10 protein-coding genes are annotated in these 16,098 nt (G+C 62.6%); 1 reads left to right on the top strand and 9 read right to left on the bottom strand.

Features of this window, described 5'->3' with window-relative positions:
- Positions 1-3: 3 nt before the first annotated feature.
- The 6 genes from HPQ62_RS11210 to HPQ62_RS11185 form a co-directional block, all read right to left on the bottom strand.
- Positions 4-873: an inositol monophosphatase family protein gene (locus HPQ62_RS11210; RefSeq protein ID WP_174802631.1), complete on the bottom strand. Its 870-nt coding sequence runs from the start codon at positions 871-873 to the stop codon at positions 4-6.
- Positions 874-940: 67 nt separating this feature from the next.
- A complete protein-coding gene (locus HPQ62_RS11205) occupies positions 941-2,056 on the bottom strand; it encodes an ABC transporter substrate-binding protein (RefSeq protein ID WP_174802630.1) in 1,116 nt (371 codons plus the stop codon).
- Positions 2,057-2,113: 57 nt separating this feature from the next.
- Complete coding sequence (locus HPQ62_RS11200) at positions 2,114-3,223, bottom strand: ABC transporter substrate-binding protein (RefSeq protein WP_174802629.1); 1,110 nt, start codon at positions 3,221-3,223, stop codon at positions 2,114-2,116.
- Positions 3,224-3,280: 57 nt separating this feature from the next.
- The gene (locus HPQ62_RS11195) at positions 3,281-4,402 is read right to left on the bottom strand and encodes an ABC transporter substrate-binding protein (RefSeq protein ID WP_174802628.1); all 1,122 of its coding nucleotides are present in this window, start codon (positions 4,400-4,402) and stop codon (positions 3,281-3,283) included.
- A gap of 28 nt (positions 4,403-4,430) precedes the next feature.
- Positions 4,431-5,546, bottom strand: coding sequence for an ABC transporter ATP-binding protein (locus tag HPQ62_RS11190; protein WP_174802627.1), 1,116 nt, complete (start codon positions 5,544-5,546; stop codon positions 4,431-4,433).
- 3 nt (positions 5,547-5,549) lie between these two features.
- Positions 5,550-7,301 carry an ABC transporter permease gene (locus tag HPQ62_RS11185; protein ID WP_425312625.1) on the bottom strand — a complete coding sequence of 584 codons (1,752 nt, stop codon included), beginning with the start codon at positions 7,299-7,301 and terminating at the stop codon, positions 5,550-5,552.
- Between the two features lie 766 nt (positions 7,302-8,067).
- Between HPQ62_RS11185 and HPQ62_RS11180 the strand changes: the two genes are divergently transcribed.
- Positions 8,068-9,012 carry a helix-turn-helix domain-containing protein gene (locus HPQ62_RS11180; RefSeq protein ID WP_174802625.1) on the top strand — a complete coding sequence of 315 codons (945 nt, stop codon included), beginning with the start codon at positions 8,068-8,070 and terminating at the stop codon, positions 9,010-9,012.
- A gap of 73 nt (positions 9,013-9,085) precedes the next feature.
- Here HPQ62_RS11180 and HPQ62_RS11175 read toward each other — a convergent pair whose 3' ends face one another.
- From HPQ62_RS11175 to HPQ62_RS11165, 3 genes are all read right to left on the bottom strand, one after another.
- Complete coding sequence (locus tag HPQ62_RS11175; protein ID WP_174802624.1) at positions 9,086-10,741, bottom strand: GMC family oxidoreductase; 1,656 nt, start codon at positions 10,739-10,741, stop codon at positions 9,086-9,088.
- Between the two features lie 64 nt (positions 10,742-10,805).
- Positions 10,806-12,212, bottom strand: a complete 1,407-nt coding sequence (locus HPQ62_RS11170) for an aldehyde dehydrogenase family protein (RefSeq protein WP_174802623.1) — start codon at positions 12,210-12,212, stop codon at positions 10,806-10,808.
- A 539-nt stretch (positions 12,213-12,751) separates the two neighbouring features.
- Positions 12,752-15,568: an autotransporter outer membrane beta-barrel domain-containing protein gene (locus tag HPQ62_RS11165; RefSeq protein WP_244629644.1), complete on the bottom strand. Its 2,817-nt coding sequence runs from the start codon at positions 15,566-15,568 to the stop codon at positions 12,752-12,754.
- Positions 15,569-16,098 lie beyond the last annotated feature (530 nt).

Here is a 16,098-nt window from a genome sequence, read left to right as displayed (position 1 = left end):
CCGTCACAGGGCAGGGGCCATGGCGCCTGCGCGACGACGCGAATCCACGCCGTCCGCGACGCGGTCGAGGGTTGAAAAACGGGCGCCCGGCCCGTGTGCGACGTAACCCGGGCAATGATGGGCCGGCGCTCCGTCGGGCTGCTTGCCGAGTGTCAGGGGGCGATAGCTGCCGCCGGCGCGTTCCAGAATCAGGATTGCGGCGGTGACGTCCCACGCGTTGACGCCGAAGCCGGCCGCCGCATCCGCCCAGCCAGCCGCGACATGGCAGAGGCTGAGGGCGGCGCTGCCGGGGCGGCGCAGGCACGAAAAGGCGGAGATCAGATCGCCGAGCCCGGCAAGCGCCGCCTCGCGACCTTCCAGGCGGAAGTCGCGCTGAACGGGATAGCCGGTGATCAGCGTCGCGCGCGCTTCCTCGCGGGCCTCAGGGCAAATGAGCGGCGCGCCATCAAGCCAGGCGCCGTCGCTGTCGGCGGAAAACATCGTGTCGGACATCGGGTCGTAGACCGCGCCGGCGACGATCCGGCCATCGACCACGGCGCCGATCGAGACGCACCAGAAGGCGAGGCCGGCGGCGAAGTTCGAGGTGCCGTCGATCGGATCGACATACCATTTGACCGGGCCGCTGCCGATTTCACCACCTTCCTCGCCGACGATGGCGGATCCGGGAACCTCGGCCAGCAACTGCTTTCGGATTGTCGCTTCGGTCCGCTTGTCATGCACCGTTACCGGATCGTGCAGATCGGCCTTGTAGTCCACGGTCATGTCGGCGCGAAACACCGCAGTCAGGGGCGAACCCGCGGCCCGGGCCACGTTTTCCGCCACCGCGCGAAGGCGGGCGGGCGAGGGGATCTCTGTGTCGGCGATGGCAGTCATTCGAAAGCGTCCTTCGTTGTCATGGCCCCGGGCTCAGCGGGAGCCCGGGGCGTGGCGGCCGAGGAGATCAGCGGCTGTAGTGGATGCGCCAGAAATCCTGCCAGTCCTGGCGGCTGTCCCAATCGTCCAGTCCGGTCCTGGAATCGTAGGCCTGCAGGTTGTCCCACAGGTCGACAATGCCGGAGGGCTCATCGGCAGGCATCGCGATCGTGGTGTTGGTCGGCACCTTGCCATCGACCATCTGCGGCGCAATGCCTTCCTCGGTCAGGATGTAGTGGATGAAAAGCTTGGCGGCGTTCGGGCTGTCGGTACCGGAAGCGATCAGGGCGAGCTTGGAATAGGTCCAGCCGACCCAGGGTTCGAGCGTATCGCAGATCGCCATCTTGTGGCCCTTGTCCTCGACGTCGCGGAACTTGGCAGACGACATCAGTCCGAAGAACGGTGCGTCCTGGCCGGGCGCGCCGACGGCGGCTGAGGTGTTGTCGTCCCCTTCCGTCACCAGCGGCGCATTTGCGCCGATCGCTGCGACCCACGCCTTGGTCGCGCTGTCGAAATCGGTTTCAAGCGGCTTGCCGTAATGGGCCTCGTAGGCCGCTCGCACCGCCTCGTCATGATGGCTTTCCATCTGGCTGAACCAGTCTGTGTAGCTCGACTTGGACAAGGGATCGATCATGGCGAAACGCCGGTTCCATTCAGGATCCGTCAACGCCCAGATATTGTCGACCGGGCAGGCGTCATAGACCTCGGTGTTGTAGGCGAACACATTGGCATTCGTGGTCGCGGTCAGCGGATCCTGATAGCTTTCGGGGATCACGTCCGCCATGTCGGGCGGCAGATAGCTGTAGACGAAGTCTTCGGGGATGAGCTGGGCAAGCGCTGCCGGCGCGTCGGTGATCATCAGAACGTCGCCCTGGACGTTTCCGGCCTGCGATTCCCGGATCACCATTTCGAGCTGCGACGTCGCCTTCACCTTCTGGCCGATGGCGTCCACCCCATATTTTCCGGCGAAATTTTCCACGATTTCCACGATCTTGCCGGTGCTGTCATAGACGGTCAGCTGTGGTTCGCTTCTTGCGGCCTCGACCAGCGCGTCGAGATCGAAATCCTGCGCCAGCGCCGGCGCGGCAATGGCGGCCGTCAGCGTCAGGACGGTCATGCCCGTTCGTATATGCGTCATGTTCATCATCTCGGTTCTCCTCCCTTGTGATGGCCGGGCGGTTTGTCCGCCCGGCCTGTTCGCTCAGCGGGCGTAGTTCAGACGCCAGAAATCCTGCCAGTCCTGACGGGTGTCGTAATCTTCCATCGCGGTGGACAGGTCGTAGGTCAGCAGTTGATCCCAGGCGGCGCCGATGCCGGACGGCTCGTCGTCAGGAAGGGCGACCTCGGTATTGGCGGATTTCTTGCCGTCATCTGCCTGGGGGGCGATGCCCTCGGCCGTCATCACGTAATGAATGAACAGCTTGGCCGCGTTCGGACTGTCCGTGCCCTTGGCAATCAGACCGACGCCGGCATTGGTGAAGCCCAGCCATGGTTCGATCCCGTCGCAAAGGCCGAGCTTGTAGTCGGCGTCGGCATTGTCGCGGTACTTGGCGGAGCTCATCAGGCCCATGAAGCCTTCCTTCTGGCCCGGTGCGCCGACAGCCTCTGCCGCATTGCTGTCGGAGCCGCCGAGAAGCGGTGCGTTGGCCGCAAGCATGGCGACCCATTGTTCCGTGGCACTCTGCTCGGATGTGTCGATCGGTTTGCCGAAAAAGTCCTCATAGGCAGCGGCGAGCTGGTCGTTGCCATGGGATTCCATCTGGTTGAACCAGTCGGTGTAGACCGATTTGTTCAGGGGATCCTGCATGGCGACCTTGCCGTGCCATTCCGGCTGGGTCAGTTCCCAGACGTTCGAGACGGGGCAGCTGTCGTAGAGCTCGGTGTTGTAGGTCCAGACATTGGCCATGGTGACCACCACGAGCGGGTCCTGATAGCGCGCCTCGATCACACCGGCGAGATCCGGCGGTACCCAGCTGACGGCGAAGTCATTCGGCAGCAGTTCCGCGATCGCCGCCGGCGCATCCGAAATGATCGACACGTCGCCCTGCACGTTTCCGGCCATCGCCTCGCGCGCCATCATCTCGAGCTGCGCATGGGCCTTGACCTTCTGGCCGACAGCGTCAACGCCGTATTTTCCGGAAAAATTCTCCGCCATCGCCACGATCTTGCCGGTGCTGTCGAACACAGTCAGCTGAGGCTCTCCCTTCGCCCCCTCGATCAGTGCGTCGAGGTCGAATTCCTCGGCGTGGGCGCCCATTGCCATCAGGCAAAGCGCGAGAGCGCCGGTGGATTTCAGAACAAACCGTTTCATGTCTTTCCTCTCCTCCCGTTGAAATGATTGCGGCCCGCTCCTCCCGCGGGCCGGCCGTTACCGGCTGTAGTGGATGCGCCAGAAATCCTGCCAATCCTGGCGCTTGTCGAAATCGTCGGCCGCAGTCGCGGTGTCGTAGACCATCAGGTCGTCCATGAAGTCAGCCACGCCCGACACTTCTTCCGGGTTTGCAGGAACGGCGCTGTTCGACGAGACCTTGCCGTCGACCGACATCGGCGCGATGCCGTCCTCGCTGAGCAGGTAATGGACAAACAGTTTCGCTGCGTTCGGGCTGTCCGTATCGGCGGCCATCACGGCGAGACCGGGATAGAGCCAGCCGGAGAAGGGCTGCAAGCTGCCGCAGATGCCGAGCGCGGTTTCGCCGCTCTCATTGGAGCGGAACTTGGCGGTGGACATGATGCCGAAGAAAGGCTCCTTCTGGCCGACTGCGCCCACGGCTTCTGCAACCGAGGTGCTGTCGCCGAGAAGCGGCGCGTTTTCCGCGTACATCCGCACCCATTGCTGGGTCGCGCTTTCTTCCGACCGATCGATCGCCTTGCCGAAATGGGCCTCATAGGCGGCTGCCATTGCGTCGTCGTGATGGGTTTCGAGCTGGTTGAACCAGTCGGCGTAGTTCGGCTTCACCAGCGGGTCGAGCATGGCGATCTTGCCGTGCCATTCCGGCTCGGTCAGCGCCCAGATATTGTCGACCGGGCAAGCGTCATAGGCCTCTGTGGAATAGGCCCAGACATGGGGGTCGGAAACCACCACCAGCGGGTCCCGCTGCCCCTCGGGGATGTTGGCTGCCAGATCCGGCGGAAGCCAGCTGGTGACAATGCCCTCCGGGATCAGCTGCCCCATGATCGAGCCGACATCGGCAGCAATGCTCAGATCGCCAACGATATTGCCGGCCTGGTATTCGCGGATCATCAGGTCGATCTGATCGGCCTCGTTCACCTTCTTGCCGGTGGCCTCGACGCCGTAGAGCGCGGTGAAGGCCTCGGCGGTGCCGACGATCTTGCCGGTCACTGCATAGACTGTGATCGGCGGCTCTGCACGGGCGGCCTCGATGAGCGCGTCGAGGTCGAAAGTGCCGTCATCGGCTTTGACCGCGCCGCAAAGCGCGAAAGCGATGGGCAATGCCAGGAGCGCGGTGACGGTTTTATGATTTGTGTTCAACTCTTTCTCCTCCCTAGAAAAATGTGGTTCACGCCGCGGCGGCCAGAACCTGGTCTGCCGCGTGTATCCGGTCGCCCTTGGCATCGAAGACGTTGAGTGCGCGGGCCTGAACGCGGAAATACGCGCGCTCGCCCTCGCGCACGGCGGGCGCGACATGGGTGTTCATGAAAATCACCTCGTTGCCGGTCTCGAGCTCGATTATCCAGCTTCCGCCTGTGGGCAGGATCGCGGCAACCCGCGCCGGTGCGCCGAAGTCGCTGTCGGCAAGGTCATCCTTGCCGTGGACGAGTGATATCGCTTCCGGCCGGATGCCGACCGAGCCGATGGCCTTGATCTCCGGGTGGCGTCGCGAAAGGAAGCGCTTGAGGTTCTGGACCAGCTCATCCTCTTTCTGGAAGTCGAGGATGTTGATCGGAGGCGAACCCACGAATTCCGCGACGAAGCGGTTTGCGGGCCGTTCGTAAATGTCGTCGGGCGAGCCAAGCTGCTGCAGCGTGCCTTCGTTCATCACCGCGATCGTGTCGGCAAGCGTCATCGCTTCCCACTGGTCATGGGTGACGAAGACGATGGTGGTTGAGAACTGCTCGTGGATCCGCTTCAACTCCGCGCGCATTTCGAGGCGTAGTCGGGCATCGAGGTTCGACAGCGGCTCATCGAGCAACAGGACGCTCGGGTTGACGGCCAGCATTCGTGCAAGCGCCACGCGCTGCTGCTGTCCGCCCGAAAGCTGGGACGGATAACGCTTGCCGTATTTGCCGATGCCGAGCGCCTCCATCACCTCGGCGGTGCGCTTCTGACGCTCGGCCTTTGCGACCTTGCGCAGCTTCAGGCCGAATTCGACATTCTGCTCGATGGTCAGATGCGGCCAGAGCGCGTAGCTCTGGAACACCAGGCCCATGCCGCGCTTTTCCGGCGCGATGAAGGTTGCGGTCTCGGGGCAATCGACGACGCGATCGCCCACTTTGAGCTCACCGCTGGACAGGTTTTCGAGCCCCGCGATCATCCTGAGCGTTGTGGTCTTGCCGCAGCCCGAGGGCCCCAGAAGGCACAGGAATTCTCCGTCCGCGACGGCAAGATCCAGGTGATGGATCGCCTCATAGGCGCCGTAGCTCTTCTTGATATTCTTCAGCGTAATTCCCGGCATCGCTTACCCTCCCAGGCCTTCGGCGAGATTTGTCTTGGTGAGTTTCTGTGCGGCGAGCGTGCCGAAATAGGCGAGCCCCGCGACGATCAGGACCACCGCATTGGCGGCCTGGGTGTAGTTGTAGTCGACGAGCCGCAGCGAATAGGTCGTCAGCACGTCGGTCGAGGGCACGGCCAGCACGACGAACAGGCTGAGGCCCTTGATGCCCGAGATGAACGGCAGCAGCACGCCGGTTACCAGCGACCCCTTCTGGATCGGCACCACGATGCGGGTCATGCGATGGAACCAGCTCGATCCGGCGACCTGGGCTGCCTCCTCCGGCTCCTTGCCGAGCTGCATCATCGCCGAAATGCCGGCGCGCGAGGCATAGGGCATCTGGTCGGCAATCAGCGCCAGGATCAGGATTGCCATGGTCCCGTAAAGCGCCGGTATCGGTCCGCGCTGCACGGCAAACAGCGAGAGATACGCGGCAGCGAAGGCGATGCCCGGCACCAGATAGGGGAAAAAGGTCACCTGCCTGAGAAAGCTTCCGAGCGGACGCAGCGGCGTGCGCACCACGGCGTAGCCGACGAGCAGGCCCAAGAGACCCGACACGACCGATGCGGAACCGACGATCCACAAGGTGTTCCACGCAGCGTTCCAAAGCTCTGGCGTCAGCAGAATGCCCTGTTGCAGCGCGACGGTGTCGAGGTTTGTCCCAAGCCAGTAGTCGAGCGTGAAATTGTCCCAGGTGAAACGCGCAGGGACATTCATGATGGTCGACAGGAACAGGGTCAGCACCGGCAGTCCGACGCTGATGAGGAAGATGAAGGCGGCAAAGCCGGTTGCCGGCAGCCGCATGCCGCGCAACCGGCTCAGGCGGTTCATCGATCCCTTGGAGCCGACGGTGACGAACCTGCGGGCCTCGCGGATCAGATAGGCATCGATCAGCAGCGTCATGATGCCGAGGATCATGATCGAGGCGGCCAGCACGCCGGCAACGCCCGTCTGGCGCGAGCCGAGATTGCGATAAAGCGAGGTGGCAAGCACGTCGAACTTCACAGGCAGCCCCAGCACATAGGCAACACCGAACTCGCCGAGGCATTTGGCGAAGATCAGCACGATGGCCGAGATCAGCGCGGGCTTCATCAGCGGCAAGATGATCGACCACGCAATCCGGCCGCGGCTTGCGCCGAGCATCCGTGCGCTGTCCTCGAGCTGGCTGTCGAAGCGGCGCAGCGCGCTGCCGAACAGAAGGATGATGAAGGGCGTATAGTGCAGCGCCAGGATGACAGTGATCGGCACCTGGCCATAGGCCAGCCAGTCCGGCGGCGAAAAACCCATGGCCTCAAGCCAGCCCTGCTGGCCGCCGACCGTGCGGTTCTTGAAAAGCGTGGTCCAGGCCAGCGCGAAGGTCCAGGCCGGCAGCATGTAGGGAACGATCAGCGCGGTTGCGAACCAGCGCCGGGCAAACATGTCTGTGCGGCTGATCAGCCAGGCGAGGATGCCGCCGACGATGACGGAGACGACGATCGCGCCAAAGGCGACGCTGAGCGTGTTCTGCAAAGGCTCCCAGAACATGTCGCGGGCGACGGGCGAGAAGAAGGTCCTGTGCAGGTAATAGCCGGTCCACTCGCCGACGGCGGTGCCGGTGCGCCGGGCATCGCCGAACTGGGTCTGCACAGCGTCGAGCAGGATCGAGATAATCGGAACGACGATCAGGTAGGTGAAAAGAAGTGCCATGAGCAGGCCGATCAGGGTCGTCGGCTCTCGCATGGCGATCCGCGTCCGGTATTTCAGCCTCGTGGTCCAGCTTGAAGCGGCCGTTCGGCCGATGGAATCCGCAGCATTGCTCATTACGCGCACCCTGAATGCGCAAGCGGTTGCGGTAAGTTGATCCGTTTCATGTCTCTCCTCCCATGAGTGCCGGATTCCACAGGTCATTTGTTCGAATGAGATCGATGCACTCCCTTGCATCATTGACGCTCACCCGGTTGTGGACCGACGAAGTGGTGCCCATGGTCGCAGCAATTTTAAGGGGTGTCAAAGAGAAAAAATTTAAAACAACACATAGGTGCAATAACTATTGAGATTTAAATATATGAAAAAGATATTCTTTTTGTAAAACAAAGGGCGCTAGTGAAAAAATTATGCACATATGTGCAACGACGCCTCTGCGGTAATCCCATGCCGTGGCAAGCGCCACACGTGTGCAAAGGTCGGGTTAACCCGCTGTCCCGCTCAATTCTCCAATCGCTTCATGATGGATTTCCAAAGGTCTTCGAAGAAGCCTCTGTCCGGGCCGGAGCAATGGTTTTTGCTCTAGCGATCGCGGCCAGATCACGCTGCAGGCGCGCATCGATGCCGCGTGCGAAGAACGGACAATCCGGCCGCAAGCGCCGTCCCCGGGGCAGGAGCGGCCGCCGGCTTTTCGATTTGCGATCGAGAACAGTGTGAAGGCCTCTTTTGGCGGTTCGCGTGTCGCGTATCTGTTGTTGCGGGAATGGGGCCGTGATAGCCTGCGGGGAGGGAGGAAGCGATCATGTCACAGCCTTTGGCCGTCGGCACGGGCGGGGCGTTTTCCGCAGCCGTGCCCGTGAACGTGGAAGCGGCGCGCGAAGCCCTGGTCAGGGTTTGCGGGCGGTTCGAGCTTGTTGCCCACGAGGGCAGCGACACCTTCACCGGCGCCATCGAGATGCGGGATTTTGGCCTGTTCAAGGCCGCTGTCGTCGCCACGGAGGTGGATTCCGTCTGCCGCGATGCAGCGATGATCCGGCACGATCCCGCCAAGCATCTCTTCCTGATCTATCAGGAAAGCGGCGAAAGCCTGATTTGCCATGGCGAAACGGAAACGCTTCTGCGTCCGGGAAGTTTTCACCTCGTCGATTCCGCCTTTCCCTCGGTGTTCCGCTACAAGGGTGGACTGTCGCGCAAGGTCTCGGTCCATCTGCCGCGCGATGAAACATTGCGCCGTCTGCGCGGTTCCTGCATTGGCGGGCTGCCGATCGATCCGCACGATCCGCTCTCGACCGCGCTGGAGGCAGTTCTCGTGCGCATGATCACCGCTGATCAGGCCGCGGTGACCAAGCTGGCTGATACGCTTGTCGAGTTGCTTGCGACCTATGTCCGCTGCCGGGAGCTGGAGGTGCCGGCTTTCGATGCGCGCGCCTCTGAACGGCTGGCGCGGGCGCGGACCCTGATCGAGATGAACGCCGGAAAGACGCAATACGATCTCGACGCGCTTGCCAGCGATCTGTCGATGTCGCGGCGGTCGGTACAGAGGATTTTCGCGGCAGCCGGCGAAACGGTCACGGAAGTGTTCCAGGACGCGCGTCTGATGCGGGCAAAACGCGAATTGCTGGCGGCGCCCGAGCGCAACGTCGCTGAGATTGCGTTTGAGGCGGGCTTCAATGATCTGTCTCATTTCCATCGCGTGTTCCGCACGCGCTTTGGCCATGCGCCCGGTACGCTGCGGAGGAATTCCTGACCAGCGGCCGCGCCATGCATGAAAATGCCCGCCCCTGAAGGGAGCGGGCATCAGCAATGTCTGAGATCGGCGATCAGTCTTGCGTGGCCTTGATCATGTCAGCCGCCTTTTCCGCGACCATGATGACAGGCGCGTTGGTATTGCCGGCCGGAACCCGCGGGAAGATCGAGGCATCCACGACGCGCAGCCCCTGCACGCCATGAACGCGCAGTTCCGGGTCGACCACCGCCATTTCGCCTCTTCCCATGGCGCAGGTGCCGTTCTGGTGGTGATAGGACATGACGGCGGAGCGTGCGTATGCGGCCAGGTCCTCATCACTCTGGACGGCCTCGCCCGGGTATATCTCGCGCCCTTTCCATTCCGCCAGTGCAGGTTGGCTGGCGATGTCGCGCATCTGGCGGATGTTCATCACCAGGATGTCGACATCATGCTGGTTCGAAAGCACCTTGGGATCAATGTGCAACGGGTCGTCGATGGAACTGCCGGTCAGGCGGATCTCGCCTGCAGAGGCGGGTTGCACTCCTGATGCGTTCAGCGTGAAGGCATTGCCTGTCGGCTTCTCCATTTCGGGCGCGTAATACGGCACGTTGAAAAACAGCGGCTGCATGTCGGGGCCGGGCAGGGATGGGTCCGAGCGCAGGAACAGATGGGCGTGCAGTACGGTGATCGTCATGTCGGATGGCGGCGGCAGTTCCTTGGCGCCCTCGTAGATCACCGGGCAGAGCGTGTGGTCGTTGAGGTTCTGTCCAACGCCCGGGAGATCCTGAAGCACCTCGATGCCCACCTCTTCCAGATGCGCCTTCGGTCCGATGCCGGACATCATCAGGATGCGCGGGCTCTCGATCGCGCCGCCGCAGACGATCACTTCGCGGGCGGCCGCAACCTGCCGCATTTCGTTCTCCTGCAGGTAGCGCACGCCGGACGCGCGATTGCCGTCGAAATCCACCTTCAGCACGCGTGCATTGGTGATCAGCGTCAGGTTCTCGCGCTCGAGCGCAGGGCGCAGGAAGGCAACGGCGGTCGAGGCGCGTTTGCCGTCCTTGGTGTTCAGGTCGACATAGGCGACGCCGTCCTGCCGGGCGCCGTTGGTATCTTCGTTCAAGGGGTGGCCGGCTTGGATCGCCGCATCCACGATGGCTTTCGTCACCGGATGCGGCTCGAAATCCGCCGTGACATGAAGCGGTCCGCCCACGCCGTGATAATCGTCGGCGCCGCGCGAGAAGTCTTCGGATTTCTTGAAGTAGGGCAGGACGGAGGCATAGTCCCAGCCCTCGCAGCCGAAATCGTTCGCCCAGGCATCGTAGTCGGATGCATTGCCGCGCACATAGATCATGCCGTTGAGCGAAGACGATCCGCCGAGCGTCTTGCCGCGCGGCCAGTAGAGCTGCCGGTTGGCAGCATGTTCCTGCGGAACCGTCTCATACCCCCAGTCATATTCCGTGCCCCAGAGTTCGATCAGCCGCATGGGGGTCGAGATCATCTCGCTTGCGTCCGGTCCGCCGGCCTCGATCAGGAGCACGCTCGCGCCATTCTCCGTCAGCCGGTTGGCAAGCACGCAACCCGCGCTTCCGGCGCCGATGATGATGTAGTCATAGGTGGTTTCCCCGGCATTGGCCGGGTTGACCGATGCGCCCAAAAGCCCGCTGCCGAGGGTGAGCACGCCCGATGCGACCGCCGTGCGGCCGATAAAGCTGCGGCGCGTCATTGTGTTCCTGTTTGCTTCCGTCATGGTTTCCTCCCACGGATAGTGCGGAAAGCGTGCCTCCTCGAACACGCTTTCCCGATGGACATTTTCAGGAAAAGACGACCTGAATATCTGTGTATTCGAACAGGCCCTCTTCGCTGAATTCGACGCCGAGGCCCGATTGCTTGACGCCTCCGAAGGGGGCGTTGGGCTGGATCGCGCCGTGCTTGTTGATCCAGACAGATCCGCATTCCATGCGCGCCGCCATGGCGCGGGCAGCCTTGATGTCGCTGCTCCAGATCGAGCCGCCCAGTCCGGTCTCGAGCGCATTGGCATCCGCCAGCGCCTGTTCCACATCGGTGTAGCGGATGACCGGCAGCGCTGGACCGAACTGTTCCTCGTCGACCAGCGGGTCGCCGTTTTCCAGCCCGGAAATGATCGTCGGCGGGAAGAACAAGCCTTCGCCCGGCTCTCCGCCCAACAGCACATTGCCCTTCTGCCTGGCGCTTTGCACAAGGCGCTTGAGCTTTTCGAACTGCATCCTGTTCTGCACCGGCCCAAGGATGCTGTTCTCATCCAGGCCGTCGCCGACGGGGATGTTGCGGGCGTAGGCCACCAGCGCATCGCACACGGCGTCGTGAATGCTGTCGTGGACGTAGAGCCGTTTCATCGCCGCGCAGGTCTGGCCGTTGTTGATGAAGGCGCCCCAGAACAGGCCCTCTGCGATTGCAGCCGGGTCGGCATCGGGCAGAACGATGCCCGCGTCATTGCCGCCCATTTCAAGCGTCAGGCGCTTCATCGTCGCGGCAGCGCTTTCCATTACCTTCTGTCCGGTCGCGCAGGAGCCGGTGAAGATGATCTTGCGGATATCCGGATGCGCCGACATCAGCGCGCCGAGGTTCACCGCCTTGTCATCGCCGGTGACAATGTTCAGCACGCCCGCCGGAAGGACTTCATTGAGGAGTTCGACCATCCGCAGCGTGGTCAGCGGCGTGTTCGGCGAAGGCTTGATGACGACCGTGTTGCCGGTGCGCAATGCGGGGACGATATGCCAGATCGCGATCATCAGCGGAAAATTCCACGGCGTGATCGAACCGACGACGCCGAGCGGCTTGCGCTCCAGCGTGATCAGGCCGTTCTCATCGTCCTGAAGCACCTTGGATGGAATGGCGAGTTCGGCGGTGTGGCTTGCCCAGGCCTGAGCGCCGCCGACTTCCCAGCGCGATCCGAGGCCGTTGAGCGGCTTGCCCTGTTCCTGTGTGAGCAGATGCGCAAGTTCTTCGGCATTGTCGCCAAGGATAGACGCAATCTTGCGGCAGATCTCCTGCCGCTTGCCGTCCGGCGTGGCGGCCCAGGCGGGAAATGCGGCCCTGGCGGCGGCCACGGCGGCATTGAGCGTCTCTTCGGTGGCATTCGGCACATTGGCGACGAGCGCCCCCGTGCTCGGGTTGTAAACGGCAAAGCTATCGACGGTCGCCGTCGGGTCGCCGCCATTGATGCGGGGCTTGTCGAGCATTCTTCAGTCCTCCCATGATCTCGCGCGAAGCGAATTCTGGGAAACGGTAATCATCCGTTGCAATGCCGTCTTGGCGTCCTGTGCCAAAATATATGGCCTTTTGCGCCAATCACCCGCTTCTGCGCGCATGCGTCTCGCCACAGCGGGCTTGCGCTGCTCCATGGCCTGGCGCGGGCGAAGGGTTCGTGCGGACAGTTCTGTAGTCCGGAGCCTGATCACGCAAAGCCGCATTTTGCCGATCCCGATCGGCTCAGGCTGTTACCCGTTCGATAGAATTTTGACGCTGATAGCTGTCACACGCGCGGGGTCGCAGGTTCTTATCCCGCCAAATCCTTGACGCTGTCGGGCGATCAGGGGCAAGAACCAGGCGAAGACTTGAAGGACAGCCTGGCCGCGACGATCCGTCTATCGATCCGGCGAAGACAATCTGTTGCCCGTTCGGCGATTGTCGCGCCATCGAACGCCTGACCTGCGCCCGAATAGCCATCAACGGTTGATAGCAATTCGGGCTTAAAGGTCCGTCGAGATGGATCTCAAATTCAGAATCTCCAGCTCAGCGTGCCCCGAATGTCGTTCTGCCGCGTTTCGCTGGCGAACTGGCCAACATAGGAAATGCCGGCCGTCATCGAACTGCCGATCTGAAGGTCGACGCCGATGTCGATCAGCGCCGTATTCTCGGAGAGAGGGACGCCGCTTGCGGTAAACGCCGAGCCACCGAGTGCGGCAAAGCTCAAGGTCGTGCCGGGGTTCAGGTCGCCAAACGCATATTGCCAGGCAAGTGCTGCGCGGGGCGTGAGGATGCCGCCGCCCTGCAGCGCAAAGTCTTTCGCGACACGGATGCCAAGGGTGCCGTAGCCGACATCGGAGACCTGGCTGTCGGCGGTCAACCCGGCTGCGGCGCTCGTTTCGGTGAAGCCTTCCGTGTTGAGGTGCGCCCAGGCAAGCCCCGCGAACGGTTCGACCGCCACGTCCTGGAATTCCATCCCATAGCCGATCTCGCCGAAGATCTGGGTGAGCCCGGCATTGAACTGACCATTCGCGCTGGTGGCAAGCGCGGGAAGCGAAATACTGCGGGAGGTGTTGACATCGCTGAAGGTGTAGCTCACGCCGCCGCGCACATTCACGCCGTCAAGATTTGTTCCCGCATAGGCGGCGATGATCCCGCTATCCGCATCGGCCGAGCTGTTCACGCCGTCGCTGGTGCTGCTGGAATGAGAGTAGCCGAGAGCCACGCCGGCATAGCTGTTCTGGTCGAGCCTGGCGTCAATGCCGGTGAGGATCCCGCCGAGCGATGTGTCGACGCTTGAGGCATTGCCATCACCGTCGATGCTTCCCCAGCCGCCGTAACCCGTTCCCCATACCGAAAACCCAGAGCTGCCGCTGTCGGGAAAGCCGGGGACGCTGCCGGTCGTGTCGGGGGCGTAACCTGTCACGAGGCTGCCGGTTTCGGCCTGCCCACCGCTAAGCGGTGCAAGCGCCGCCGCCGCATTGCCATAGTTGAGCTGACGCAGCCGATCGAGAACCGTTTGTCGCGTAAATCGGCCATCGTTGAGCAGAACCGAACGCTGGCTGGCATAAATTTCACCGGACAGGCTGCCGAGCGCCGGCGCCAACTGTGTGCCGGACAGGCTGTAGATGCTGTTGAGCGCATCCGCGGTGGCGTTTCCGGCTGTCGCCAGAGCGCCGCTGTTGAAGGCGGCATCCACGGCGCCGCCAACGGCGGACTGGTTGGCCGAAAGGCCGGTCTGCGAGGCCATTTGCGAGGTCAGGTCGAGCGTGACGCTGTTATTGGCATAGTCGAGTGCCGTTGCCACATAACCCGGCAGGCCAGGCGTGGTCAGGGTGGTGAAGGTGCCGGTGATCTCCTGGCTGGCGGTGAACAGATCATAGCTGTTGACCAGCGTCGAGGTCTGGAACGGAACCTCGAGCGTACCGGCGAGCCGGGCGGTGCCCGTCAGGCCGAACCTGTCGTTGCCGCTTTCGCCGACGCGCAGTGACAGCGTGCCCGCCTCGGTCTGCGAATAGATGCCGCTGAGGAGATGGGTGATCGGTACTCCGTCGCCGCTGACGCCGATCCAGCCGCTGTTCTCGAACCGCTTGGCCGGCCCCGCCGTCGCGGCGATGCGGCCGTCAATGACGCCCGCGTTGACGATCACGGTGCCGAAACTGTCTGGACCGGTGCGCAGGGCATCGGCGACAGCCGACGCGCTCAGGGTGCCGTAGTTCAGGAACGTGCCATAAACGCCGTGCAGTTCGACCGCTGCGCCGGCGATGCCGGAGGCGGTAATCGTGCCGTTATTGGTCAGCACGCCATAGGTCTCGCCGCGCATGCCGATGCCGCCATTGCCGGTCATGCTGATGGTGCCGTCATTGACGATGTCGTCGCCCTTCCGACCCGAAAGGGCGACATCGCCGTCAACGGCTGAGGTCAGCACGCCGCTGTTGCGGATCGGATTGTAGATCCCGGCAACCGTGGCGACATAGCCGTTGGGCGCCGTGTCCCCGGGCATCAGATAGATCCCGACCACGGTGTCGCCATAGGCCGAGTTCGAGGACACAACGTCGGCGCCGGGGATGTCGAGCTCGTACCAGCTGGGGATGCCGAGGGCGTTTACGTGCAGCACCCCGGCATGCAGCGATCCGTCCGGCATAACCCAGTTCGCCACCATGTTGTATTCGCCGGAGCGGCCCGCGCTGGTGATGCCTTCAAAGTGCGTCACGATCGCGCCGGGATGATCATAGGTTGTCCAGGCATCGGTGACGGTGTTGTAGAGATAACCGTGCTCGAACCCGATGCCGCCGCCCGGTCCGACTTCGGCGTAGCCGCCGGCGATCATGTCGCCATAGACGCCGTAGGCTGTGGTGCTGACGGCGCCGGGCTTGTTGTTGGTGACATAGGTGCCGGTGCTGATCGTGTAGATCATGGCGTTGCCGGTCGCGAGACGTCGGTCGTAATTGCCCACCACGGTATCGCCGAAGGTGCTGTGCGCGATCGTGTAAAGCGTCGGGTTGTCGGACGTGCCGGGATAGACCAGCTCGGTGATCTGTGCTCCCGGAGCCGCGGCAGCGTCATAGAGATAGCTGAGATCGTAGGGCGCTGAAGCCTCGGTGATGTAGCTTCCCACGGTGCGCAGCACACCGCCCTGATTGCCGAAGCTCGGCCCATAGGGCGAGGAACCGATCGCACCCGGATAATTGACCCCGTTTGCCGTTGCAACCGGCATCGCCGACCATGTGCCGGAGCGGGTATCGTAAAGAAGCCCGCCCGTGGCGGTGGTGCCGGGCACCACGTAATTGCCGACGATGGTATTGCCCCGAATGCCGGTGAGAAATGTCCCGCTAGTCCCGAAATTCAAGGTTGTATAGGGCGTCGGTGTTTGCGCGTGAGCATTCAGCGCAACGCCTGAGACTGTCAGGAAAACAAGCGGAAATGCAACGGACGAGAGTAAATTTGCAGATACTCTACTTTTTTTCACAATATTTCCTGACATCAATAAAAGAGGAATTTCTAAAATAACATATATATAGAAATGATAATCAGAACAATTCTAATTTTGGGGAATGATGCCAGCCTGCCTCGGTGTCGCAGATGCCGTCGCAAGGGCCGCAAGATTGCGCGTCTTTTTGACCGTTTCGACAGTCTGGCGGGATAAGGGGGCGCTTCCCCGTGGCCCGGGTAGCGGCGCGGTCATGCGCCCGCTTGCGATCTCGAATCCGCGTCGGGCAAGCCGGGCGGAGACCAGACGGCGCACTCAATCATTGCGGTGATCCGCAGGAAGGCCGAAGGCCTGGACGAGGCGATGTTGCTGAGAAAAAGCTTGGACAGCCCGCAAAGGCGGATGCCCGGCCGAGTGAGCGTCCGCGCGGGCAGCAGAAAGGCCTTGCC

The organism is Martelella limonii (assembly GCF_013344475.1).
GTDB classification, from domain to species: Bacteria; Pseudomonadota; Alphaproteobacteria; order Rhizobiales; family Rhizobiaceae; genus Martelella; species Martelella limonii.
This window is presented reverse-complemented; position numbering and strand designations above follow the sequence as displayed.

Coding starts and splice junctions, on each gene's coding strand:
- HPQ62_RS11210 (WP_174802631.1), bottom strand. CDS start 873: ATGACTGCCATCGCCGACACAGAGATCCCCTCGCCCGCCCGCCTTCGC.
- HPQ62_RS11205 (WP_174802630.1), bottom strand. CDS start 2,056: ATGAACATGACGCATATACGAACGGGCATGACCGTCCTGACGCTGACG.
- HPQ62_RS11200 (WP_174802629.1), bottom strand. CDS start 3,223: ATGAAACGGTTTGTTCTGAAATCCACCGGCGCTCTCGCGCTTTGCCTG.
- HPQ62_RS11190 (WP_174802627.1), bottom strand. CDS start 5,546: ATGCCGGGAATTACGCTGAAGAATATCAAGAAGAGCTACGGCGCCTAT.
- HPQ62_RS11175 (WP_174802624.1), bottom strand. CDS start 10,741: ATGACGGAAGCAAACAGGAACACAATGACGCGCCGCAGCTTTATCGGC.
- HPQ62_RS11170 (WP_174802623.1), bottom strand. CDS start 12,212: ATGCTCGACAAGCCCCGCATCAATGGCGGCGACCCGACGGCGACCGTC.
- HPQ62_RS11185 (WP_425312625.1), bottom strand. CDS start 7,301: ATGCGAGAGCCGACGACCCTGATCGGCCTGCTCATGGCACTTCTTTTC.
- HPQ62_RS11180 (WP_174802625.1), top strand. CDS start 8,068: ATGTCACAGCCTTTGGCCGTCGGCACGGGCGGGGCGTTTTCCGCAGCC.